Here is a 22,088-nt window from a genome sequence, read left to right on the forward strand (position 1 = left end):
TTTTCGGCTTCGTTGCGGCCCGGCCCGGGGTGGGATGGGTGCGGGACGCCGCGCCGTTAGGATGGGAACGCGACGGACGAGTCGACCGGGCGGTCGCGTCGGCGGGCTGCGGCCCGCCGCCGAGGAACGTCCGGACTCCACAGGGCAGGGTGGTTGTTAACGGCAACCCGGGGCGACCCGCGGGACAGTGCCACAGAAAACAGACCGCCGACCCCACTCGGGGACGGTAAGGGTGAAACGGTGGGGTAAGAGCCCACCAGCACCCCGGGTGACCGGGGTGGCTCGGTAAACCCCACCCGGAGCAAGGCCAAGCAAGGGCGTCACCGCACGTTGACGACCCGGCGCAGACGCTTGAGGGCTGCCCGCCCGATGTCTGCGGGTAGGCCGCAGGAGCCTGCCGGCGACGGCAGGCCGAGATGGATGGCCGCCGCCGGTGCGGGCCCCGCGAGGGGTACGCGCCGCGCACAGAATCCGGCGTACAGGTCGACTCGTCCGTCGCCCACCAGCTCAGAGCTTCGATCGCGGCGCTGAGCCACCTGCTTCGCGAGTTGTCGTGATGGGGTGCGACGACACGACCCGCACTCCTTCCTTCAGGACGTACAACTCCCGGCGCGCCACCGCATTGCCCTTCTCGTCCAGTCGATAGCCGTCAAGCCACGTCCAGCCGTGGTAGGCGCAAGGTTCTGCGCGGATCTTGATAAGGCGGACGAATACCGGCCGGACGAACTGGGGGCCAGCTGCGCGGGTCAGATGCAGCACGTCACCGGGCTTCACGTCGGTGCTCCCTGTCCCGCCAGGCGCGTAGCGTCCTGCCTGCCGTGGCCAGTCGCGGGCACCCTTCGTCGGAGCACTTGGTGCAGGTGGAACGGTGGTGGAAGTCGACGACGTAACCGGCCATCAGTACGGAGAACGGAGGCTCGGCCGGCCTCTGTGGCATGGGCACGGTTCACCTCCGGCTGGAGCGCATGATGATCCTGGCCCAGCGCCAGACTCCGGCGTTGGCCATCGTCCGCAGTTCTGCGTCCGGGGCGGTGGACAGGTCGGTCCGCCGCCCCGCATCCGGACCGCTCGGGGTGGCGGCGGGTTCGACCGTGACGACGTCCACCGGTTGGTGGGGGCGCTGGAACCACTTGACTCTAGTCATACGTAAAGATTAAACGACTAGAGCGAGTATGAACTAGCCCTCCGTCAAGTTGATACATGCCTAGTCGACGGATGCCTAGCGTCAGCGTCATGGGTAAGAAGCTGCGGTTGGTGGGTTCCGGGGAGATCCGGACCATGCTCGGCGGCGTCTCCCGGCAGCGCGTCTACCAGATCACCAACCGCAGGGACTTCCCCGAGCCGGTGGCCAGCCTCCAGATGGGCAACGTCTGGCTGGCCGAAGACGTCGAGGCGTGGATCGCCACCCGGCGGGGGGACCTGGACTGACTGTGAGCCGGCCTCCGAAGGGTCGCCGTCGCGTGCCGGGTTGACTCCACCCGCTGCCGATAGGCCGGCCGTAGCGCCCGTATCAGTCATGGTCGCGGCAGCCGACCTGGTCGCCGATCTCCTTCGGGATGCCGTACGGGCTGCACTCCAGCGCGCTGCCTTCACCGATCTTCTTCCACCCCTTCGTCGAGTGCGCGAACACCAGCACCCCGTCCCCCTGCTGCGACGGGTCGACGGCGATCACCCCTGCGGTCGCCCACTGCCGGGCGCACTTGATGTGGTCGGGGTCGATCTTGTGCGTCTTCCTGTCCAGCCCGGACACCTGCTGAAGGGTCGCGGCATCGACCGGGCAGGCCGCTTGGGTGGCCACCGGGGTGGCGGACGCCGTGCCGCGCGTCGGCGACGGGCTGCCGGGGGAGGAGGGGGAGGCCGTGCCGCCGGGCGGGGACGACGCGGCGTCCGAACCGGTCACCGGGCCGGACGGCGCGGGGTCGCAGGCGGCGACCGCCGCCAGCAGGGCGAGGGGTACGAGGGCGCGCAGGGCGTTCAGGGACATCGTTCCTCCGGATCGGACGTCGCCGGGACTCTGTGGAGTACACCCCTGGACGGCGGGCGAGGTTGCCGCTGTCGGGCATCCGATCGGGCGGGTGTTTCGCGGTGCAACGACGGGAGTGTCCGGGCGTCGGCGACGCCCGGACGACCTGTTGTCCGTTCAGTTCAGGCGGTGCACACGCGGCCCCCGTCAGCGGTCAGGCTGGCCAGGGAGCACACCTTCAGCAGCGGATAGTGCGGCCCCATCACGGTGGCGGCGGTCTCCGCCGAACTGTCCACCGGCACGTTCTGGGTGGCGTGCGGGAAATTGGCCACCGGCAGCAGGTTCCGCAGCAGCACCATGTGCGGGGCCACCGGATACGAGACGGAGAACGGCAGGAAGGTCGCGTCGTCGACCGCCTCGATGGCCGTCCGCTGCTGCTCCCGGCCGATCACGTACGTGTAGTAGCCGTGTCGGTCGAGGCGGGTGTCGTCGTCGTAGCGGCAACCGAGGCTCGGCGGCGCGTCGGTGAACCGGTTGATCACGACGGGCTTGACCTGGCCGCCGAGGTTGGTGCACATCGAGAAGTAGCGTAGGTCGGCGTGTCGGCGTGGCCAGACGTCCGAATGATTGCCGGTGACCGCCCGGGGCGCCCTACCCCGGATCACCAGCACCTGGTCCGCCGCAGGCGGGGTGATCCAGGCGCCCAGGTAGGCATTGTCCGGGTTGGGGGCGAGGTTCTCCACCTCCGAGGTCCGGGTGAAGAGCTTCTGCCCGGTCTCCTCCGGCAACCCCGGCCCGCCGGGTCCGCCAGGTCCGCCGGGTCCGCCAGGCCCGCCAGGCCCCCCGGGTCCGTGGGGTCCGCCAGGCCCACCCGGCCCGCCGGGTCCGTGGGGTCCGCCAGGCCCACCCGGCCCACTGGGTCCGCCGGGTCCGCCGGGTCCACCCGGCCCGCCGGGCCCGTGCGGCCCGCCAGGCCAACCAGGCTCACCCGGCCCACTGGGTCCGCCGGGTCCGCCAGGTCCACCGGGACCTCCGGGATGCCCAGGCCCTCCGGGATGCCCAGGCCCTCCGGGATGCCCAGGCCCTCCGGGATGACCAGGCCCTCCGGGATGCCCGGGTCCGCCGGGCCCGCCGGGGTGACCAGGCGCACCCGGCCCGTCGCCGGGACCGCCCGCGCCGGACAGCCCCGCCTCCCTGGCGTTCGCGGGTGCCGGGGTGGTGGTGGGGGTGCCACCGCCTCCCGGCGGGCAGGGCGGCAGGGTCTGCGACACCCCGTCGAGGGTGAGGGTCATGCTGGGCAGGGTGACGGCCGCGTCACCGCCGGCCGGCAGATAGACCCGGAAGATGACCGATGCCTTCGCGCCGGGCAGGGCGTCCTCCCGGGCCAGGGGCAGCCGGTTGGTCTGTCCGAAGGCCACGTCGGGGGTGATGGTGAGGGTGAACCGCCCACCCGGCGCGGCACCGGTCTGCCACGGATTCTGGCTGCCCGCGTCCGGCGTGATGAGGTAGTCCGGCATGCTGGAGCTGACGCCATTGCGGGTGAAGTACGTGGGCTTGTCGTCGTACACGTTGAAAGACGCGTATCTGGCGTCGGGAAAGACCCCGGAGAGGGTGATTTCCAGGCCCGGCGTGACCGGATAGATGGTCGACCAGTACGTGGCGGCGGTGTCCGGCCAGTAGGCGTTCAGGCTTGTCGCCCCGTACTTCGACGACCAGGCGCAGGTGGGCATGGTGACGGCGGTGCCGGCGACGCGCTCCGCCTCGGCGGGGGTGGCTACCAGGGGGGCGGCCAGGGCGATCAGCCCGGACAGCAACAGAAACGGTCGACGCGTGGCCCGCGTAGCCGGTGTGGATACAGAGAGTGGCATGCGTCGACTTGATCAGAAATATGTGTCGACATGGTTACTTTCACGGTCAATTATCGTTGCTGTGTCGCACGTTTCAGCGTGTCTGGGATTACTATTTCCCGGCAGTGGAGTTTATTTCGGAAAAGCTACTTCCAGGGGATCTGGTCGGCTGCTGCGGTGGAGTGTGGACAGAGGTCGGGATTCGCCCGTTACCGTAGGTCTTCGTCCCGGCCGGGAGGGGGCACGGCGCGCTCGGCCGTGCCCCCACCGGGTGGCTCAGGCCTCCGTCGGTACCCGGGTCAGCAGGGCCGCGATCCGGCCGGCCACCCCCGGGGCGTGCAGGTGCAGCCGGGCGACGTTGACGGCGTCCGTGCCGATCACGGCGAGCAGGGCCTGCTCGCTGACCGCGTAGACGCTCAGGTAGCCGCCCTGGTTGCGGACCGTGGACTGTTGGAAGTCGCCCTGGCCGAGGCGCATGCCGACCTGCCGGCCGAGGCCGAAGGTGGTCGCGGCGAGCGCGGCCAGATCGTTCGGGTCGACCTCGTTCTGCAGGTTGTGCGTGATGAGCAGGCCGTCGACGCCCCCCAGCACGCAGCCGTGCACCCCGGGGATCTCGTGCCGCAACTCCGCCAGTTCGCGACTGATCGCCGGGTACGGCAGCGAACGGTCCCCGGCCAGCGACGGCGGGAGCTGCCGGGCGGCGGGCGGGGCGGCGGTGCGGGTGGTACGGGCCGAGCGGCGGGGCAGGACGGTTTCGGTCTTGTCCGTGGTCACAGTTCCAGGCTCTCCTCGATGCTGCGCAGCTGGTGTCGGGCCATCGCCAGGTTGGCCCGGCTCTTGCTCACCATCAGGTAGAGGAAGAGGCCCTTGCCGGTGCGGCCGGTCAGCGGGCGGATCAGGTGGTACTGGCTGCCGAGGGTGATCAGGATGTCCTCGATCTCGTCCTCGATCTTGAGCATCTCCAGGGTGCGCATCTTGGCGCGGACGACGTCGGTGTTGCCGGCGGCGGCGACGGTCAGATCGATCTCGCCGGTGCCGCCGGCCACGCCGAGGGTCATGCCGCTGCTGTAGTCGACGAGCGCCACCCCGATCGCTCCGTCGATATTCATCGCGTTCTTCAGGGCGACGTCCAGGCTAGCCACGGTGGTGTTCTCCCGCTTCGACAGGGCGGCGCCGTCGACATCGTCGTCGTCCCGCCCAGGTGACGGGCGGTGGCAGCGCCGCAAGAGGTCTGACGAGGCTCGCACACACCCCCGGGTGGTCGCACTCGGGGCCGCCGCATCGGGGCTGTCCGACCGACCCGCAGCGGCCGGCGGTCCCGTCAAGAGGACCGTGCCGAGGGATGGTCCGGCTCGGGGTGACCTGATACCAAGTACCTGGTTGATGCGGTAGGGCCGGAAGTCCCGGCCCGGTCCGCCAGCGCGCGCCACGGCCGGGCGACCGTCCCGACCGTGGACACCACGCACGACGGTTCAGCCGGACCGGGCGACGGTCCGCGCCATCCGGTCGAAGTGCCGGATCGACTCCGCGTCGAGGCGTTCCACCCGGCTCCCGGAACAGGCCGGCGGCGTCACCGGGCATGGTCAGCGCAGGCTGGGTGACCAGCCCGAGCAGGACCGCGAGATACGGACACCGTCGCCGTCGTGCAGCGCGGACACGTCCCTGTGCTGTCGCGACGTTCGATCCTGCCGGGGCGTCCGGCGTCGTACCACCGGCTTTCCGGCTCACCCCGCGCGGCGTCGCGGCGGCCCCGCAACCCGGGCCGACGCGGTGCCGGCGGGGCTGTTTCCGGCGGTGTCCGGGCAGGTCAGGGCCGATTTTGCGATTCTGCCCCGGACGCCGCCGGACACGTCTACTGTGGATGTGGTCGCGACCAATTGTGGCGATCCGGTGGCGGTCGGGCTGCGCCCGGTGCACAGTGATCTCATGAACGACAGCGGACGTGGTGGGCACTACTACTGGTGCACCCGACACCACCGGGTCGAGACCGATGCCGACGTGTGCCCTGCCAAGCACGTTCTCGGACCGTATCCCTCGGCTGCCGACGCGGAGAACGCCCTGCAGAAGGTGCAGGAGCGCAACGAGGCGTGGGAGGCCGAAGACGCCCGCTGGGCCGGGGAGGGCAACTGAACGGCGCGGGACGGCCCGCGCCGAGGACTCCGTGCCTCCGTGAGGGGGCACGCGGGAGCATGTCCCCAAGGAGGGAACCGAGATGGCCGAAGCAGCAAAGGCCACCACCCGCCCGGCCGCGACGAAGACCGCAGCCGCGCAACGGACCGCAGGCGCGACCCGGAGCACCGCGGCCCGCCGCTCGACTACGACCACGACCGCGGCCCGCAGGGCGTCGGCCGGCCGGGCCACGGCGAGCGCGGCGGGTGCCGGCTCGGGCCGGACCCCGTCTACCGGCACCGCCCGGACGGCGGCGACCGGCACGGCGAAGAAGGCCCCGGCCACCCGGAGCACCGCCTCGAAGTCCGCTGCCTCGAAGGCGCCCGCCTCGAAGTCGACGGCGAAGAAGGCCCCGGCGGCCAGAAGCACCGCGTCGAAGTCGACCGCGCGCAAGGCCCCGGCCAAGAAGACCGCCGCCCGCACCACCGCCGGGGCGGCCAGGAAGACCACCACCGCCGCCCGGAGCACGGCGGCGAAGAAGGCCACCGCGGCGAAGCGGACGACAGCGGCGGCGGCGAAGAAGACCACCGCGACCGCCCGGACCGCCGCCAGGAAGACCACCGCCGCGACGAAGACCACGGCCGCCCGGAAGGCGATGCCCGCCGGTAAGGCGACGGCCGCGTCGAAGACCACGGCCGCGAAGAAGGCGATGCCCGCGAACAAGGCGATGCCCGGCACGAGGAGCACGGCCGCCACGAAGAGCACGGCCGCCAGGAAGACGACGCCGACGAAGACCACTGCGGCGAAGAAGGCCACTGCGGCGAAGAGGGCCACGCCCACGAAGAGGGCCACGCCCGCGAAGAAGACCGCCACGGCCACGAAGGCGCCGGCCGGCAAGTCGACCGCGAAGACCGCTCCCGCGTCGAAGTCGACTGCGAAGGCGGCACCGGCCCGCAGGACCAGCGCGCCGGCCACCCGTAAGGCGGCGGTGAAGAAGACCACGGCCACCACCGCCCGCAAGGCCACCGCCCGTAAGGCCACCGCCCGCACCGCGCCCGCGCGGACGGCGCGGGCCACCACACCGGCGCGCGCCCGCAAGGCCACCGGCTGACCGTACGGAGGCTGCGGTCCGCCCGCCGGAGAGCGGATCACGCGGCACGCTGCCAGGATTGACCCGTGGTCATCCGACGTGTGCTCGCGCCCCGCATCGACTTCGGCGCGCTGCGCCGTGAGCTGGGACTGCCTGACAGTTTCCCGGCCGCGGCGCAGCGCGAGGCCGACGAGGCGGCCGACGCCCCACCGCCCGCCGTGGCCGACCGTACCGACGTTCCGTTCGTCACGGTCGACCCCGCCACCTCCCGTGACCTTGACCAGGCGATGCACCTCAGCCGTCGCCCCGGCGGCTACCGGGTGCGGTACGCCATCGCCGACGTCGCCACCCACGTCCGCCCCGGCGGGCCGCTGGAGGAGGAGACCTGGCGACGCGGGCAGACTGTCTACCTGCCCGACGGCAACGTGCCGCTGCACCCGCACACCCTCAGCGAGGGGGCCGCCAGCCTGCTGCCCGACGTCGACCGGGCGGCCGTGCTGTGGACCATCGACCTCGACGCCGACGGGGCCACCGTCGCCGTCGGGCTGGAACGCGCCCTGGTCCGCAGCCGCGCCAAGCTGGACTACCCGGGTGTGCAGGTGGCCGCCGACGCCGGCCGGCTGCCCGACCCGATCGCGCTGCTGCCCGAGATCGGCGCCCTGCTCACCGCCCGTGGCCTGCGCCGGGGCGCGGTCAACCTGCCGCTGCCCGAGCAGGACGTCGAACCCGACGGGGACGGGTGGCGGCTGGTGCTGCGCGGTCCCGGCCCGATGGAGGACCACAACGCCCAGATCTCGCTGCTCACCGGGATGGCGGCGGCGGACATCATGCTGGCCGGCCGGATCGGGTTGCTGCGCACCATGCCCGCCCCGAAACCGGAGGCGGTGGCCCGGCTGCGCGCGGCGGCGGCCCCGCTGGGCGTGCACTGGCCGGACGGGGTACGGGTCGGCGAGGTGCTGGCCGGGTTGGACGCCTCCCAGCCCCGGGCTGCCGCCTTCGTCGACCAGGCGGCCGAGCTGATGCGCGGTGCGGCGTACACGGCGTTCGACGACGAGCTGCCCGAGCAGCCGGAACACGGCGGGGTGGCCGCCGCGTACGCCCACGTCACCGCCCCGCTGCGCCGGCTGGCCGACCGGTACGCCACGGAGGTGTGCCTGGCCCTGCACGAGGGCCGCGACGTGCCGGAGTGGGCCCGGTCGGCGCTGCCCCGGCTGCCCGAGGTGATGGCCTCGACCGACCGGACGGCGGGCGCGGCCACCCGGGGCGCGATCGAACTGGCCGAGGCGGTGCTGCTGGAACACCGGGTGGGGCAGACGTTCTCGGCGGCGGTGCTGGACACCGACACGCCCCCGAACGGCCCGGCGAAGCCCGGCCGGGTGCCCGGCGGGACGGTGGCGTTGGACGAGCCGCCGGTACGGGCCCGCTGCACGGGGGAGCTGCCGTTGGGGGAGCGGGTCACCGTACGCCTGGTCACCGCCGACCCGGCCGGCCGGAAGGTGCTCTTCGAACGGGCCTGAACCCGGCCCGGCCCGGCGGGGCGGTCGGCGTCACAGCGCCTTGCGCCGCTGGTGGCGTGGCGGTTTGCGAGGATGACGCCATGGCATACGACGCGAGCACCCTCCCCGACGTGTCCGGGCTGACCGTCGGCATCATCGGCGGCACCGGCGACCAGGGACGGGGGCTGGCCTACCGGTTCGCCCGTGCCGGTCAGCAGGTGCTGATCGGGTCCCGTTCCGCGGAGCGGGCGGCCGAGGCGGCGGCCGAGATCGCCGCGCTGCCCCGGCTGCCCGCCGGGGTCGACGTGACCGGCGCGGACAACGACGAGGTGGCCCGCCGTAGCGACGTGGTGGTGATCGCGGTGCCGTGGGACGGGCACGCGGCCACCGTCGGCGCGCTGGCCGGACCACTGGCCGGCAAGATCGTCGTGGACTGCGTCAACCCGCTCGGCTTCGACAAGCAGGGCCCGTACGCGCTGCCGGTCGCCGAGGGCAGCGCGGTGCAGCAGGCGGCGGCCCTGCTGCCCGACTCCCGGGTCTGCGCGGCGTTCAACCACGTCAGCGCACCGCTGCTGGCCGACCCGGAGATCGACCGGATCGACCTCGACGTGCTGATCTGCACCGAGGAACGGGAACTGGTCGACATCGTCGGTGCGTTGGCCGCCCGGATCCCCGGCATGCGCGGCATCTACGCCGGCCGGCTGCGCAACGCCCACCAGATCGAGGCGTTCACCGCCAACCTGATCGCCATCAACAAGCGCTACAAGGCCCACGCCGGCATCCGGGTCACCGACCTCTGAGACCCGACCCCCGCTTCCCGCCGCCGTCCTGGAGGGAAAGTGCCCCCAGGGGGCCGGTGCCCTCCGAGACGGCGGCGGGTGGGGCGGCGGTCAGAAGTTGGTGTCGACGCCGGCCTTCCTGCAGGCGGCGTTCGCCATCGCGCTGGTCTTCTGGAACTCGGGGGCGTCGGCGGCGGTGTCCAGGTTCGGCGCGGTCGCCGCCCGGCCGGACGCGGCCCCGAACGCGGCCAGTGCGGTGACCGCCTCGCTGGTGGGGACGCCGGTGGTGGCCTTCGCCAACTCCTGCGCCATCTCCGTGTAGGCCTTGCGGATCGTCGGCGTGGGGTCGCCACCGGACGTCGCGGCCTTCACCACGTCGGCCTTCGTCGTGTCGGCGATCTTCTTGGCCGCCGTGCAGAGCTTCTTGTCGGCCGCCGGGTCGGCGGCGGCGGTCGGGCCGCCGGTGCCCGGGTCGGTGGTGGTCGGGTCGGTGGCGGCCGACGGGGTGGCGGCGGTGGCCGACGCACCGGCGGACGTCGACGGTGCGGCAGTGGTCGACGGTTCCGCCTCGCTGCACGCCGCGAGGGCCAGCACGGAGACACAGGTCAGGACGACTGTTGACAAGCGAACATGATCCACGGGCGGAACCCTAACCGCTTTTGCCGCACCACGGTCACCCCCGGCCTGCGGTGGCTCGTTCCAGGGCGGTGGGGCGGGGGTGCCGCCCCACCGCCCGTACTCAGAAGGTGTGCTCGGTGGCGGGGAAGTCGCCGCCGCGCACCTCGTCGGCGAACCGGCGGGTCGCCTCGGTCAGTGCCCCGGCCAGGTCGGCGTAGCGCTTGACGAACCGGGGGGCCTTCCCGGTGCGCAGCCCGGCCATGTCCTGCCAGACCAGCACCTGGGCGTCGGTGTCGGGGCCCGCGCCGATGCCGACGGTGGGGATCGCCAGTTCGGCGGTGACCCGCTTGGCGACCTCGCCCGGCACCATCTCCAGCACCACCGCGAACGCGCCCGCCCCGGCCACCGCCCGCGCGTCGGCGAGCACCTCCTCGGCGGTGTCGCCGCGCCCCTGCACCCGGTAGCCGCCCAGGGTGTGTTCGCTCTGCGGGGTGAAACCGATGTGCGCCATCACCGGGATGCCCGCCCCGGTGATCGCCGCGATCTGGTCGGCGCAGCGCCGACCGCCCTCCAGCTTCACCGCGTGGCAGCCGCCCTCCTTCATGAACCGCACCGCCGTGCGCAACGCCTGCGTCGGCCCCTCCTCGTACGAGCCGAAGGGCAGGTCGCCGACGACCAGGGTGTGCCGGGTGGCCCGGACCACGGCGCGCACCAGCGGCAACATCTCGTCGACCGTCACCGGCAGGGTGGTCTCGTAGCCGAACACGTTGTTCGCCGCCGAGTCGCCGACCAGCAGCGCCGGAATCCCCGCCCGGTCGAAGATCCCGGCGGTGTACTGGTCGTACGAGGTGAGCATGGCCCACCGGTCGCCGCGCTCCTTGGCGGCGATCAGGTCGCGGGTGCGGACCCGGCGGGTGGCCGGCCCGCCGTACAGGGCGGTCACCTCGGTCGGGGTGGACTCCACCATGACTGTCTCCTTTCCTCGAGGCCGCTGTCGCGGTCCCCGGGTTCTGCCGCGATCGTCGCACCGCGCGACGGGTCGACGGCAGGGAACAGTGCAGGATTTCACTCCGCCGGGGCGACACCGGCCGACCGGAGCCGGTCGGTGTCGGTCGGGCCCGGCTGCTCAGCCGTCCTCGCGCCAGCGGTTGGTGATCGGCAGCCGGCGGTCCCGGCCGAACGCCTTCATCGAGATCTTCGTGCCCGGCGCGGACTGCCGGCGCTTGTACTCGGCGGTGTCCACCAGCCGCAGCACCCGGTCGACGACCGCCGGGTCGTGGCCGGACTCCACCAGGCCGGCCCGGCCCAGGTCGCCGTCGACGTAGCCGATCAGGATCGGGTCCAGCACGTCGTAGTCGGGCAGGCTGTCGCTGTCGAGCTGGCCGGGGCTCAGCTCGGCCGACGGGGGCTTGCCGATGGAGTTCTCCGGGATCGGCGGGGTCTCGCCCCGGCGGGCCGCGTCGGCGTTGCGCCACTTCGCCAGCCGCCAGATCAGCGTCTTCCAGACGTCCTTGACCGGGTTGAACCCGCCGACCGAGTCGCCGTAGAGGGTCGAGTAGCCGACCGCCAGCTCACTCTTGTTGCCGGTGGTGAGGACCAGGTGGCCCTCCTGGTTCGACAGTGCCATCAGGATCACCCCGCGTACCCGGGCCTGGAGGTTCTCCACCGCCACCCCGGACAACGAGATGTTCGCCAGGAAGGTGTCCACCATCGGCTGGATCGGCTCGACCCGGTAGTCCAGGCCGGTGCGCTTGGCCAGGTCCTCCGCGTCGGCCCGGGAGTGCTCCGAGGAGTGCTGGCTGGGCAGTGACACGCCGACCACCCGCTGCGGCCCGAGCGCGTCGACGGCCAGCGCGGCCACCACCGCCGAGTCGATGCCGCCGGACAGGCCCAGCACCACCGAGGGGAACCGGTTCTTGTTGACGTAGTCGCGCAGGCCCAGCACCAGCGCCTGCCACACCTCGGCCTCGTCGGCCACCGGGGCCAGCAGGCCGCCGTCGGCCGCCGGCCCGTTCGGGGCCGCCGGCACCACCTCGACGGTACGGCGGACCACCCGCATCCCGTCGGCGAGATCCTCGGTGTCGGCCGAGTGCCGGCCCGCCCCGGCCAGCTCCACGTCGTGCACGAGCAGGTGCTCGACGAACTGCGGCGCGCGGGTGAGCAGGTCGCCGTCGGGGGTGACGATCATCGAGTCGCCCTCGAAGACCAGCTCGTCCTGGCCGCCGACCATGTTGACGTACGCGATAGGTGCGCCGGCCTCGGCGGCCCGGCGGCGCACCAGCGGCAGCCGGACGTCGTCCTTGTTCAGCTCGTACGGCGAGCCGTTGATGTTGACCACCAGCCCGACGCCGGCCTGCCGGGCCACCGCGAACGGGCCGCCGGCCTGCCACAGGTCCTCGCAGATGGTCAACGCCACGTCCACCCCGCCCACCCGGACCACGGTCAGGGTGTCACCGGGCACGAAGTAGCGGTCCTCGTCGAAGACGCCGTAGTTGGGCAGGTGGTGCTTGAAGTAGTGGGCCACCACCCCGCCCCGGTGCAGCAGCGCGGCGGCGTTGCGGGCCCCCCGGCCCGGTTGGGCGTCCCCGCTGACCTGCGGCGGCCCGTCGGCGTCCAGGTAGCCGACCACGACCGGCAGGTCGCCGAGGCCGTCGGCGGCCAGGTCGGCGGCGAGCTGCCGCAGCGCGGCCTGCGAGGCGGCGACGAAGGAACGACGGAAGACCAGGTCCTCCACCGGGTAGCCGGTGAGCACCATCTCCGGGAAGGCGACGAGTTGGGCGCCGGCGTCGGCGGCCCGACGGGTCCAGGCGCGGATCAGCTCGGCGTTGCCGGCCGTGTCGCCGACTGTCGGGTTGACCTGGCACAGGGCCAGACGCAGGGTGGGCATGCCCTCATCTTGCCCCAGCGGCAGCCGGTCGACCCGGCGGCTGCGACGAGACGACGGCCACCCTTTCCCGGTCCCCGGCGGGCCCGGTGCTGGTGACGGGGCCGCCCGTTGATCCGGCCGTCGGGACACCGCAGGACGAGCGAGGGCAGGTCGCGTAACGTCTGCTTAACCAGGCCGGTGAAGACTGGGCGGTCAGGACGGACCGGCCGACCGGTGCCGGACGTACGTGGCGAGGGGTTGGGGAAGTGGACCGTCAGCAGGAGTTCGTCCTCCGTACGCTGGAAGAGCGGGACATCCGGTTCGTCCGGCTGTGGTTCACCGACGTGCTGGGCACGCTCAAGAGCGTCTCAGTCGCCCCGGCGGAGCTGGAGGCGGCCTTCGAGGAGGGCATCGGGTTCGACGGCTCGGCCATCGAGGGTTTCGCCCGGGTCTTCGAGTCCGACATGGTCGCCATGCCGGACCCGACGACCTTCCAGGTGTTCCCGTTCGAGGGCGGGGTCAGCGGCGAGAGCGCCCGGATGTTCTGCGACATCCTGCTGCCCGACGGCGGCCCGTCCTGGGCCGACCCGCGCCACGTGCTGCGCCGGATGCTGTCCAAGGCGGCCGAGAAGGGCTTCACCTTCTACACCCACCCGGAGATTGAGTTCTTCCTGCTGGAGAACGGCCCGCAGGACGGCTCGGTGCCCACCGCCGTGGACACCGGCGGCTACTTCGAGCACACCACGCACGCCGTCGCGCGGGACTTCCGCCGCCAGGCCGTGCTGGCGCTGGAGCGGATCGGCATCTCGGTGGAGTTCAGCCACCACGAGGTCGCCCCCGGCCAGCAGGAGATCGACCTGCGGTACGCCGACGCGCTGACCACCGCCGACAACATCATGACCTTCCGGCACGTGGTCAAGGAGGTGGCGCTCTCCACCGGCGTGCAGGCCAGCTTCATGCCGAAGCCGTTCACCGACCAGCCGGGCAGCGGCATGCACACCCACCTGTCGCTGTTCGAGGGGGAGCGCAACGCGTTCCACGACTCCGGCGACCCGATGAAACTGTCGAAGGTGGCGAAGTCGTTCATCGCCGGCCTGCTGATGCACGCCCGCGAGTACACCGCCGTCACCAACCAGTGGGTCAACTCGTACAAGCGGCTGTTCCCGCAGGCGCTGCCGGACCGGATCACCGAGAGCCCGGCGTACGTCTGCTGGGGGCACCTGAACCGGTCCGCGCTGGTCCGCGTGCCGGCGTACGGCAAGCCGAACTCGGCCCGGGTGGAGGTCCGGTCGCTGGACTCGGCGACCAACCCGTACCTGGCGTTCGCCGTGATGCTCGGCGCCGGCCTCAAGGGCATCGAGGAGGGCTACGAACTGCCGCCCGGCGCGGAGGACGACGTCTGGTCGCTGAGCAGCGCCGAACGGCGGGCGATGGGCTACGAGGCGCTGCCGGAGAACCTGTCCGAGGCGATCGACGTGATGGCCGGTTCCGAGCTGGTCGCCGAGGTCCTCGGCGAGCACGTGTTCGACTTCTTCCTGCGCAACAAGCGGGCCGAGTGGGAGCAGTACCGCCGCGAGGTCACCCCGTACGAGCGGCAGCGCTACCTGTCGCTGTAGCGCGGAGCGCCGCCGGCCTGGTCGTCCGTACCGGGCCGGCGGCGGGACGGCCGGCTGCTGCGCCGGTCCGGGGGGTGTCGGGGGTTGCCCGGGGCCGCTATCGTCTCGATCACCGTGCCGGCACCTCCGCCGGACGCAGGAGGTCGGGAGGCTGTCGGTGCTGGAAGATCTGCTCACCGGAGCATGGCAGAGCGTCGTGTTCGGTGTCGTCGGGGTGGCGCTGATGGCGGCCGGCTTCGTGCTGGTCGACGTGCTCACCCCGGGCAAGCTGCGCGAGCTGATCTGGGTGCAGCGCAACGGCAACGCCGGGCTGCTGCTGGCCGCCAACCAGCTGGGTGTCGCCGGCATCGTCTTCACCGCGATCGTGACCAGCTACGACGACTTCGCCAAGGGGCTCGCCTCGACGGTGCTCTTCGGGCTGATCGGGCTGGCCGTGATGGCGCTCGCCTTCGGCGTGCTGGACCTGCTCACCCCGGGCAAGCTCGGTGAGGTCATCTGCTCGGACCAGCCGCACCCGGCGGCCCGGGTCAGCGCCGCCACCCACTTCGGCGCGGCCCTGATCGTCTGCGCCTGCATCGCCTGAGCCGGGGGCCGGGTGTCGTCCGTCCCTGCCGGGGTGGCCGGGGTCGGGTGTCGTACCCCCGTCGTAGCGTGCGGGGGTGAACCGGACGGATCGTCTCTATGCCCTGGTGGAGGAGCTGCGGGCGGTCTCGCCCCGGCCGCGCAGCGCCCGCTGGCTGGCCCACCGGTTCGAGGTGAGCACCCGCACCGTCGAACGTGACATCGTAGCCCTCCAGGAGTCCGGCGTGCCGATCTGGGCCGAGCCCGGTCGCACCGGCGGTTACGTGGTCGACCGGTCGCACACCCTGCCGCCGGTCAACCTGACCGCCACCGAGGCGGTGGCGATGGCGGTGGCCCTGCACCGGCTCGCCGGCACCCCGTTCGCCGTGGCCGGTGGCACGGCGCTGCGCAAACTGCTCGCGGTGCTGCCGGCCGCCGACGCCGCCGACGCGCGCCTGCTCGCCGGCCGGGTGCTGCTGGCCGGCACCGGGCCGACCACGTCCGTCCCGGCCGTCGTCGCCGACGCGGTCGCCGCCCGCCGGGTGCTACGCCTGCGGTACGCCGACCGCTACGACGTGCCCTCGTCGCGCGAGGTCGAGCCGCTGGGCTACCTCGGCAACGACCGGCACTGGTATCTGCTCGCCTGGTGCCGGCTGCGCGCCGGGCTGCGCTGCTTCCGTACCGACCGGATCGTCGGGGTCGAGGCGTTGTCGGAGCGGGTGACCCGGGAGTTCTCCCCGGCCGATCTGGACGTCCCCGCCGCGCGGGTGCGCCGGCTGACCCTGGTCTGACCCGGCATGCCGGCTGCCCGGGTCGGCCGGCGCGTGAGCCGCCCAGGCCGGCCGCGTGGTCGCCCAGGCCGGTCGGTGCGGGGCTGTCCGGACGGATCGGTGCGGGGCTGTCCGGAGGGATCGGTGTGCGTGGCCGGGTGGACCGGGCGGTAAACACCGACAGGACGGTGTCGCGGACACCCGGGAAGCTGGCTGCGAGCCCGCCGGCCGCCCGGTCGGCGGGGGAACAGGAGGCAACGCGTGACCAGCACACCCGTCACCTGGTTCGAGATCGGCACCGACCGGCCGGACGAGACGCAGAGCTTCTACGCGGAGCTGTTCGGCTGGACCTTCACCGAGGAGGGCACGGCCGAGGGCGGTTCCTACCGGACGACCCCAGCGGGGGAGTCGACCGGCATCGGCGGCGGCATCCGGGCTCTCGCCGAGGGCGCACCCGGCTACGCGATCCTCTACGCCGAGGTGGCCGACGTGGCGCAGACCTGCAAGCGGATCGAGGCGGCGGGCGGCACGGTGCTGACCCCGCCCCGGACCACGCCGAGCGGCCTGACCCGCGCCGTGGTGCGTGACCCGGTGGGCACCCACCTCGGTCTCTTCTCCTCGGGCGACCGCGCCTGACGCCAGGGGGCCGACGTTGCGGTGTCCCAGTGCGTCGGACACCACAACGTCGGCCCTGTCGCGTCGATCTTCGGCCCGCCCGGGTCGGTCGGCCCGCCCGGGTCGGTCGGCCCGCCCGGGTCGGTCGGCCCGCCCGGGTCGGTCGGCCCGCCCGGGTCGGTCGGCCCGCCCGGGTCGGTCGGCCCGCCCGGGTCGGTCGGCCCGCCCGGGTCGGTCGGGCCGCAGCGGGTCACTTGTCGGGCGTACCCTCCGGGCCGCCGTGGTGGCCGCGACCGGCCGGACCCGGGAAGACCCCGGCCTCGACGGCCTTGGTGATCGCGTCGGCCTGCTCCTGGGTGAGCTTGCCGTCCTTGACCGCCTGGGCCAGCCGCTCGGCCAGCTTCTCCTGCCGGTCCTGCGGCGACGGGCGCTCCGGCCGGTCACCCTTGGGCCGGTGCTGCTCGCGCACCTTCTCCAGGGCGGCGGTCACCTTGTCGGTGTCCACCCCCAGTTCCTTGGCGAGCGCCTCGGCGAGCTCGTTCTTGCGGTCGGCGCGCTGCTGCTGGTCGGCACCCGGCTCGGCCTCGCTGCTGACGCCGGCGGTCGGGGTCGTCGACTCCTCGGCGAAGGCCACCGTCGGAGCGGCGATCCCCACCCCGAGCACGCCGGCGGCAGCGAGGCCGACCAGCAGCTGCTTCTTCGACATCGTGCGGGACATCAGTCCTCCATGGGTCGGTGGTGATGTTGACGTCACCGACAGTGACCACTGAACCTGGAAAACTCCCGTCCCGACCCTGTCCGCCAGCTGAAAGTTCCACCGCCTCGCCCCGGTGATCAAGAGTTTTCGGTCAGGAACGCGCTTTCCCGCGACGCAAACCTCTTGATCACCGAGGCAAGGCGAGGCGGGAGGAGGGCAGGGCGGGACGGAGCGGTGGGCGGGAGTAGGGGTGGGGTCAGCGGACGGCGGGGGTGGTGGTGAGGGTGCCGGCGGTGGCGTCGAGGGTGGCGGTGGTGCCGACCGGGACGGTGAGCTGGCCGGGGCCGTGGCCGATCGGCAGGCCGCCGAGGACCGGCACGCCGAGGTCGCCCAGCCGGTCGGTGAGCACGTCCACGACGGTCGTGTCCCAGCCGTCGGCGCAGTCGGTGAACTGGCCCACCGCCACCCCGGCCAGGCCGTCGAGCACCCCGGCGCGGCGCAGGTGGGTGAGCATCCGGTCGACCTTGTACGGCGGCTCCTGCACCTCCTCGACGAGCAGTACCGCCCCGGTCAGGTCCGGCATGTCCGGGGTGCCGAGGGTGGCGGTGATCAGGCAGAGGTTCCCGCCGAGCAGCCGGCCCACCGCCCGGCCGGGAACCCGCACCGGGTAGGTCTCCTCGGTAGGCACCGCCGCGACGGTCACCGGCGCGGTGGTCATCAGCGCGGCGTGCAGCGACTCCGCCGAGCGCAGCGGGGTCCGCTCGTCCACCCAGGCCGCCCCGGGGCCGTGCACGCCGGCCAACCGGGCACCCCGCCAGAGCGCGAACTGCAGGGCGGTGATGTCGGAGAACCCGGCCACCACCTTCGGGTCCCGCCGGACGGCGGCCATGTCGATCAGGTCGACCACCCGCTGTGCGCCGTACCCGCCCCGGGTGCAGATCACCCCGCGCACCTGCGGGTCGGCGAAGGCGGCGTTCAGGTCCGCGGCGCGCAGCGCGTCGTCACCGGCGAGGTAACCCCGCCTGGCGTACGCGTTCGGCGCCACCTGCGGGCACAGCCCCCAGCCGGTCAGCAGCTCGATGCCCCGGGCCACCCGCTCCGGCCGGGTCGGCCCGGACGGTGAGACCAGCAGCACCGTGTCGCCCTCGCGCAGCACGGGCGGGCGCAGGACGGACGGGTCGTCGGCGATCACAGCGGCCGAGCATAGCCGCCCCGCCGGGCGGACCGAGGCGTTCCCGGCGGCGGTCGACGCACCCGATAGCCTCGACGGCGTGGGAACCGCACTGGTGATCGAGAACGACCCGACCGACGACCCCCGACGGCTGGGGGAGTGGCTGGCGGAGGGGGGACTTGAGCTGCGGGTGCTGCGCCCGCACGCCGGCGACGAGATCCCCGACGACCTCACCGGGTACGTGGCGCTGGTGGTGCTCGGCGGTGACCAGCACGCCTACCCGGCCCCCGACGGCACCCCCGGCGCACCCTGGTTCCCGAAGCTCGAAGGGCTGCTGCGTAAGGCGGTCCGGCACCGGGTGCCGACCCTCGGCGTCTGCCTCGGCGCACAGCTGCTCGCCACCGCGCACGCCGGCCTGGTCGAGCGCAGCCCGTCCGGCCCCGAGGTGGGCCCGGGAGTGGTCGGCCGGCGCGACGCCGCCGAGAGCGACCTGCTGTTCCGGTACGTGCCGCTGATCCCGGACGTGCTCCAGTGGCACGCCGACGAGATCACCGAGCTGCCCCGGGCCGCCACCCTGCTGGCCGCCTCGACCCGCTACCCGCACCAGGCGTTCCGGCTCGGCGACCGGGCCTGGGGTCTCCAGTTCCACATCGAGTGCGACACCGCCATGATCGCCGAATGGGCGCACGGCTCCGCGCTGCTCGCCGAGCTGGGCTACGACGAGGAGCTGGTGGTGGCCGCCTGCGGCCGGGTGATGGCCGACGTCGAGGAGGTGTGGCAGCCGTTCGCCGTCCGGTTCGCCGCCCTCGCCCTCGGTGAACTGGACGACGACACCCGCCGCAGCCTGCCCCTGCTCGGGCACTGAGATGAGCAGACCGACCAGGGGACGGTTGGCCCGCTACGGGTTCGCCGAGGGTGACGGTGGGGTCCGCGCCGCCGACCTGCTCGGGGCGGACGGCCTCGGGCTGTGGCAGGCCGACGAGCAGGAACCCGCCGACCGGTCGGCGGCCGACCTGCTGGCCGCGCTCTCCCGGGCCGCCGACCCGGATCTGGCGCTGCGCCAGCTGCACCGGATGGTGGAGACCGAACGCCGTACCGCCGACGACGGGGCGACCGGGTCGGAGCTGCTGGCCGCGCTCGCCGCCGACCCGGGGCTGCGCCGCCGGCTGGTCGCCGTGCTCGGGGCCTCCTCCGCCCTGGGTGACCACCTGGTCGCCAACCCCGGACAGTGGACGGTGCTCGGCACCGCCCCGGACGGGCTGGCCCCCACCGCCGACGGGCGGCTGGACCTGGCGTTCGCCGGCCGGCTGACCACCGCCACCGCGCCGGTGGCGGTGCTGCGGCAGGCGTACCGGTTGGCGCTGCTGCGGATCGCGGCGGCCGACCTGACCGGCGGACGCGGCCTGGAGCAGGTGATGTCGGCGCTGTCCGCACTGGCCGACGCCACCCTCGCGGCGGCGTACGAGATCGCGGTGGGCGAGCTGCCGGCGGGCACGCCCCGGCCCCGGCTGGCCGTGGTGGCGATGGGCAAGTGCGGCGGCGACGAGCTGAACTACGTCTCCGACGTCGACGTGATCTTCGTGGCCGCGACCGACGAGGACCTGCCCGCCGCGACCACCGTCGCCGCCCGGCTGATCCACGTCTGCGGGCTGGTCGCCTGGCCGGTGGACGCCGCGCTGCGCCCCGAGGGCAACCGGGGGCCGCTGGTGCGCACCCTGGCCAGCCACCTCGCCTACTACCAGCGGTGGGCCCGCACCTGGGAGTTCCAGGCGCTGCTCAAGGCCCGGCCGGCCGCCGGTGACCTGGCGCTGGCCGGCGAGTGGATCGATGCCCTCGCCCCGCTGGTCTGGCGGGCGTCCGAACGTCCCGAGGCGGTCTCCGACGTACGCGCCATGCGCCGCCGGATCATCGACAACATCCCGCCGAAGGAGCTGGACCGCGAGATCAAACGGGGTCCGGGCGGGCTGCGGGACATCGAGTTCGCCGTCCAACTGCTGCAACTGGTGCACGGTCGGGGCGACGAGTCGCTGCGGGTGCCGGGCACCGTGCCGGCGCTGCGCGCGCTGGTGGCCGGTGGCTACGTCGGGCGGGCCGACGGCGAGGCGCTGCTGCGCGGGTACCGCTTCCTGCGCGGTGTCGAACATCGGCTCCAGCTCCAGGCGCTGCGGCGCACCCACACCGTGCCGACCGAGCCGGCCGCGCTGCGCTGGCTGGCCGCCGCGCTCGGCTACGCCGCCATCCCCGGCCGCAGCGCCGTGGAGAGCTTCCGGGCCGACTGGGTCGCCCACGCCACCGAGGTACGCCGGCTGCACGCCAAGCTGCTCTACCGGCCGCTGCTGGAGTCGGTGGCCCGGGTGCCCGCCGACGGTCTGCGGCTCACCCCGGAGGCGGCCCGGCACCGGCTGGAGGTCCTCGGCTTCGCCGACCCGGCCGGGGCGCTGCGGCACCTGCAGGCCCTCACCGGCGGGGTGAGCCGGACGGCGGCCATCCAGCGCACCCTGCTGCCGGTGCTGCTCAGCGAGTTCGCCGACGCGCCCGAACCGGACCGGGGGCTGCTCAACTACCGCCAGGTCTCCGACAAGCTCGGCAGCACCCCGTGGTATCTGCGGCTGCTGCGCGACTCCGGCCCGGTGGCCCGCCGGCTGGCCCGGGTGCTGTCCTCGTCCCGCTACGCGGCCGACCTGCTGGCCCGGGAACCGGAGGCGCTGCGGCTGCTGGCCGAGGAGAACGAACTGACCCCCCGGCCCCGGGAGGTGCTCTGCGACGGGTTCGCCGCCGCCGCGGCCCGGCACGCCGACCCGGTCGAGGCGACCCGGGCGGTACGCGCGCTGCGTCGCCGGGAACTCGTCCGGATCGCCTGCGCCGACGTGCTCAGCCGGGCCGGCGGGTTGGCCCCGCGACCCGAGCGCGGCGCACCTGCCGGCCCGCTGGCCGACGTCACCCGGGTCGGCACCGGCCTGTCGTACGTCACCGACGCCACCCTGTCCGCCGCGCTGCGCGCCGTCCGGGCCGCCCAGCCGGAGCTGCCCGGCCTGCGGTTCGCGGTGATCGGCCTCGGTCGCCTCGGCGGGTACGAGTCGAACTACCTCTCCGACGCCGACGTGCTCTTCGTCTACGACCCACCGGCCGGGACGGCGGAGAGCACGGCCAGCGCCGCCGCGCACGCGATCGCCGAGGAACTGCGCCGCCTGCTCGGTGCCCCCGCCCCCGATCCGGCGCTCGGCGTCGACGCCGACCTGCGCCCCGAGGGGCGGCAGGGCCCGCTGGTGCGCAGCCTCGCCGCGTACGCCCAGTACTACGCCCGCTGGTCGCGGGTGTGGGAGGCGCAGGCGCTGCTGCGGGCCCGGTTCGTCTGCGGCGACGCCGACCTGGGCACCGAGTTCGAGCAGATGGTCGACCCGGTCCGTTACCCGGCCGACGGGTTGACCCGGGAACAGGTGGTCGAGATCCGCCGGATCAAGGCCCGGGTGGAGAACGAACGGCTGCCCCGGGGCGCCGATCCGGCCACCCACACGAAGCTCGGCCGGGGTGGCCTCGCCGACGTCGAGTGGGCGGTGCAACTGCTCCAGCTCCGGCACGCCGGGGCGTACCCGCAGCTGCGCGGCACGCGTACCCTCGACGCGCTCGCGGCGGCCCGGAACGCCAAGCTGGTCGACCCGGCGGACGCCGTCGCGATGACCGCCGGGTGGACCCTCGCCGCGCAGGTCCGCAACGCGTTGATGCTGGTCCGGGGACGCGCCGGTGACCAGCTTCCCCGGCACGGGGTGGAGCTGGCCGGGGTGGTGCGGCTGCTCGGCGCGGACGACCCGGGTGAGTTCCTCGACGACTACCTGCGCACCGCCAGGCGTTCCCGGGCCGCGATGCAACGCGTCCTCGACGCCGGGGTCTGA

22 protein-coding genes and 1 other RNA gene are annotated in these 22,088 nt (G+C 73.5%); 12 read left to right on the top strand and 11 right to left on the bottom strand.

Annotated elements, in window-relative coordinates; genetic code table 11:
- Positions 1-77 precede the first annotated feature (77 nt).
- Positions 78-495, top strand: an RNA gene (rnpB, locus tag ACN267_RS01130) — RNase P RNA component class A.
- Positions 496-507: 12 nt separating this feature from the next.
- Here rnpB and ACN267_RS01135 read toward each other — a convergent pair.
- Both ACN267_RS01135 and ACN267_RS01140 read right to left on the bottom strand, forming a co-directional pair.
- Positions 508-774, bottom strand: coding sequence for a hypothetical protein (locus ACN267_RS01135; RefSeq protein ID WP_204959406.1), 267 nt, complete (start codon positions 772-774; stop codon positions 508-510).
- Between the two features lie 172 nt (positions 775-946).
- Positions 947-1,144: a hypothetical protein gene (locus ACN267_RS01140; RefSeq protein ID WP_204959405.1), complete on the bottom strand. Its 198-nt coding sequence runs from the start codon at positions 1,142-1,144 to the stop codon at positions 947-949.
- Between the two features lie 89 nt (positions 1,145-1,233).
- On the opposite strand from ACN267_RS01140, the gene ACN267_RS01145 reads away from it, so the two are divergent.
- A complete protein-coding gene (locus tag ACN267_RS01145) occupies positions 1,234-1,428 on the top strand; it encodes a helix-turn-helix transcriptional regulator (protein ID WP_228543537.1) in 195 nt (64 codons plus the stop codon).
- 82 nt (positions 1,429-1,510) lie between these two features.
- Here ACN267_RS01145 and ACN267_RS01150 read toward each other — a convergent pair whose 3' ends face one another.
- The 4 genes from ACN267_RS01150 to ACN267_RS01165 all read right to left on the bottom strand — a co-directional run bounded on the left by ACN267_RS01150 (position 1,511) and on the right by ACN267_RS01165 (position 4,952).
- Complete coding sequence (locus tag ACN267_RS01150) at positions 1,511-1,984, bottom strand: hypothetical protein (protein WP_204959404.1); 474 nt, start codon at positions 1,982-1,984, stop codon at positions 1,511-1,513.
- 161 nt (positions 1,985-2,145) lie between these two features.
- Entirely contained in the window at positions 2,146-2,751 is a 606-nt protein-coding gene (locus ACN267_RS01155) for a hypothetical protein (protein ID WP_421487721.1), read from the bottom strand.
- A 1,335-nt stretch (positions 2,752-4,086) separates the two neighbouring features.
- Entirely contained in the window at positions 4,087-4,584 is a 498-nt protein-coding gene (locus tag ACN267_RS01160) for a roadblock/LC7 domain-containing protein (RefSeq protein ID WP_421487722.1), read from the bottom strand.
- Complete coding sequence (locus ACN267_RS01165; protein ID WP_204959401.1) at positions 4,581-4,952, bottom strand: hypothetical protein; 372 nt, start codon at positions 4,950-4,952, stop codon at positions 4,581-4,583. Before ACN267_RS01165 ends, ACN267_RS01160 begins: the two co-directional genes overlap by 4 nt.
- Before the next feature lie 784 nt (positions 4,953-5,736).
- On the opposite strand from ACN267_RS01165, the gene ACN267_RS01170 reads away from it, so the two are divergent.
- The 4 genes from ACN267_RS01170 (at position 5,737) to npdG (ending at position 9,305) form a co-directional block, all read left to right on the top strand.
- Positions 5,737-5,940, top strand: coding sequence for a hypothetical protein (locus ACN267_RS01170; protein WP_204959653.1), 204 nt, complete (start codon positions 5,737-5,739; stop codon positions 5,938-5,940).
- Positions 5,941-6,022: 82 nt separating this feature from the next.
- Positions 6,023-7,030: a histone gene (locus ACN267_RS01175; protein ID WP_421487723.1), complete on the top strand. Its 1,008-nt coding sequence runs from the start codon at positions 6,023-6,025 to the stop codon at positions 7,028-7,030.
- 65 nt (positions 7,031-7,095) lie between these two features.
- Positions 7,096-8,526, top strand: a complete 1,431-nt coding sequence (locus tag ACN267_RS01180; RefSeq protein WP_421487724.1) for an RNB domain-containing ribonuclease — start codon at positions 7,096-7,098, stop codon at positions 8,524-8,526.
- 80 nt (positions 8,527-8,606) lie between these two features.
- The gene (gene npdG / locus ACN267_RS01185; protein ID WP_204959398.1) at positions 8,607-9,305 is read left to right on the top strand and encodes an NADPH-dependent F420 reductase; all 699 of its coding nucleotides are present in this window, start codon (positions 8,607-8,609) and stop codon (positions 9,303-9,305) included.
- Positions 9,306-9,395: 90 nt separating this feature from the next.
- On the opposite strand, the gene ACN267_RS01190 is transcribed toward npdG, so the two are convergent.
- The 3 genes from ACN267_RS01190 to ACN267_RS01200 form a co-directional block, all read right to left on the bottom strand.
- Positions 9,396-9,908 carry a hypothetical protein gene (locus ACN267_RS01190; protein WP_421487725.1) on the bottom strand — a complete coding sequence of 171 codons (513 nt, stop codon included), beginning with the start codon at positions 9,906-9,908 and terminating at the stop codon, positions 9,396-9,398.
- A 115-nt stretch (positions 9,909-10,023) separates the two neighbouring features.
- Positions 10,024-10,869 (bottom strand): 3-methyl-2-oxobutanoate hydroxymethyltransferase, encoded by an 846-nt coding sequence (gene panB / locus ACN267_RS01195; RefSeq protein ID WP_421487726.1) that lies wholly within the window; start codon positions 10,867-10,869, stop codon positions 10,024-10,026.
- A gap of 159 nt (positions 10,870-11,028) precedes the next feature.
- Positions 11,029-12,789 (bottom strand): NAD+ synthase, encoded by a 1,761-nt coding sequence (locus ACN267_RS01200; RefSeq protein ID WP_421487727.1) that lies wholly within the window; start codon positions 12,787-12,789, stop codon positions 11,029-11,031.
- Between the two features lie 245 nt (positions 12,790-13,034).
- On the opposite strand from ACN267_RS01200, the gene glnA reads away from it, so the two are divergent.
- The 4 genes from glnA (at position 13,035) to ACN267_RS01220 (ending at position 16,351) form a co-directional block, all read left to right on the top strand.
- Positions 13,035-14,384 (top strand): type I glutamate--ammonia ligase, encoded by a 1,350-nt coding sequence (gene glnA, locus ACN267_RS01205; RefSeq protein WP_088644813.1) that lies wholly within the window; start codon positions 13,035-13,037, stop codon positions 14,382-14,384.
- A gap of 157 nt (positions 14,385-14,541) precedes the next feature.
- Positions 14,542-14,967: a DUF350 domain-containing protein gene (locus ACN267_RS01210; RefSeq protein ID WP_088644812.1), complete on the top strand. Its 426-nt coding sequence runs from the start codon at positions 14,542-14,544 to the stop codon at positions 14,965-14,967.
- A 76-nt stretch (positions 14,968-15,043) separates the two neighbouring features.
- Positions 15,044-15,736, top strand: a complete 693-nt coding sequence (locus tag ACN267_RS01215; protein WP_204959394.1) for a helix-turn-helix transcriptional regulator — start codon at positions 15,044-15,046, stop codon at positions 15,734-15,736.
- Positions 15,737-15,976: 240 nt separating this feature from the next.
- Positions 15,977-16,351, top strand: coding sequence for a VOC family protein (locus tag ACN267_RS01220; protein ID WP_421487728.1), 375 nt, complete (start codon positions 15,977-15,979; stop codon positions 16,349-16,351).
- A 229-nt stretch (positions 16,352-16,580) separates the two neighbouring features.
- On the opposite strand, the gene ACN267_RS01225 is transcribed toward ACN267_RS01220, so the two are convergent.
- Entirely contained in the window at positions 16,581-17,048 is a 468-nt protein-coding gene (locus ACN267_RS01225) for a hypothetical protein (RefSeq protein ID WP_204959392.1), read from the bottom strand.
- A gap of 235 nt (positions 17,049-17,283) precedes the next feature.
- Positions 17,284-18,219, bottom strand: coding sequence for a S66 peptidase family protein (locus ACN267_RS01230; protein ID WP_204959391.1), 936 nt, complete (start codon positions 18,217-18,219; stop codon positions 17,284-17,286).
- 79 nt (positions 18,220-18,298) lie between these two features.
- Between ACN267_RS01230 and ACN267_RS01235 the strand changes: the two genes are divergently transcribed.
- Both ACN267_RS01235 and ACN267_RS01240 read left to right on the top strand, forming a co-directional pair.
- A complete protein-coding gene (locus ACN267_RS01235; protein ID WP_421487729.1) occupies positions 18,299-19,063 on the top strand; it encodes a type 1 glutamine amidotransferase in 765 nt (254 codons plus the stop codon).
- A 1-nt stretch (position 19,064) separates the two neighbouring features.
- The gene (locus ACN267_RS01240; RefSeq protein WP_421487730.1) at positions 19,065-22,088 is read left to right on the top strand and encodes a bifunctional [glutamine synthetase] adenylyltransferase/[glutamine synthetase]-adenylyl-L-tyrosine phosphorylase; all 3,024 of its coding nucleotides are present in this window, start codon (positions 19,065-19,067) and stop codon (positions 22,086-22,088) included.

Origin of the sequence: Micromonospora sp. WMMD734, from assembly GCF_049178975.1 — a bacterium.
GTDB lineage: Bacteria > Actinomycetota > Actinomycetes > Mycobacteriales > Micromonosporaceae > Micromonospora > Micromonospora wenchangensis.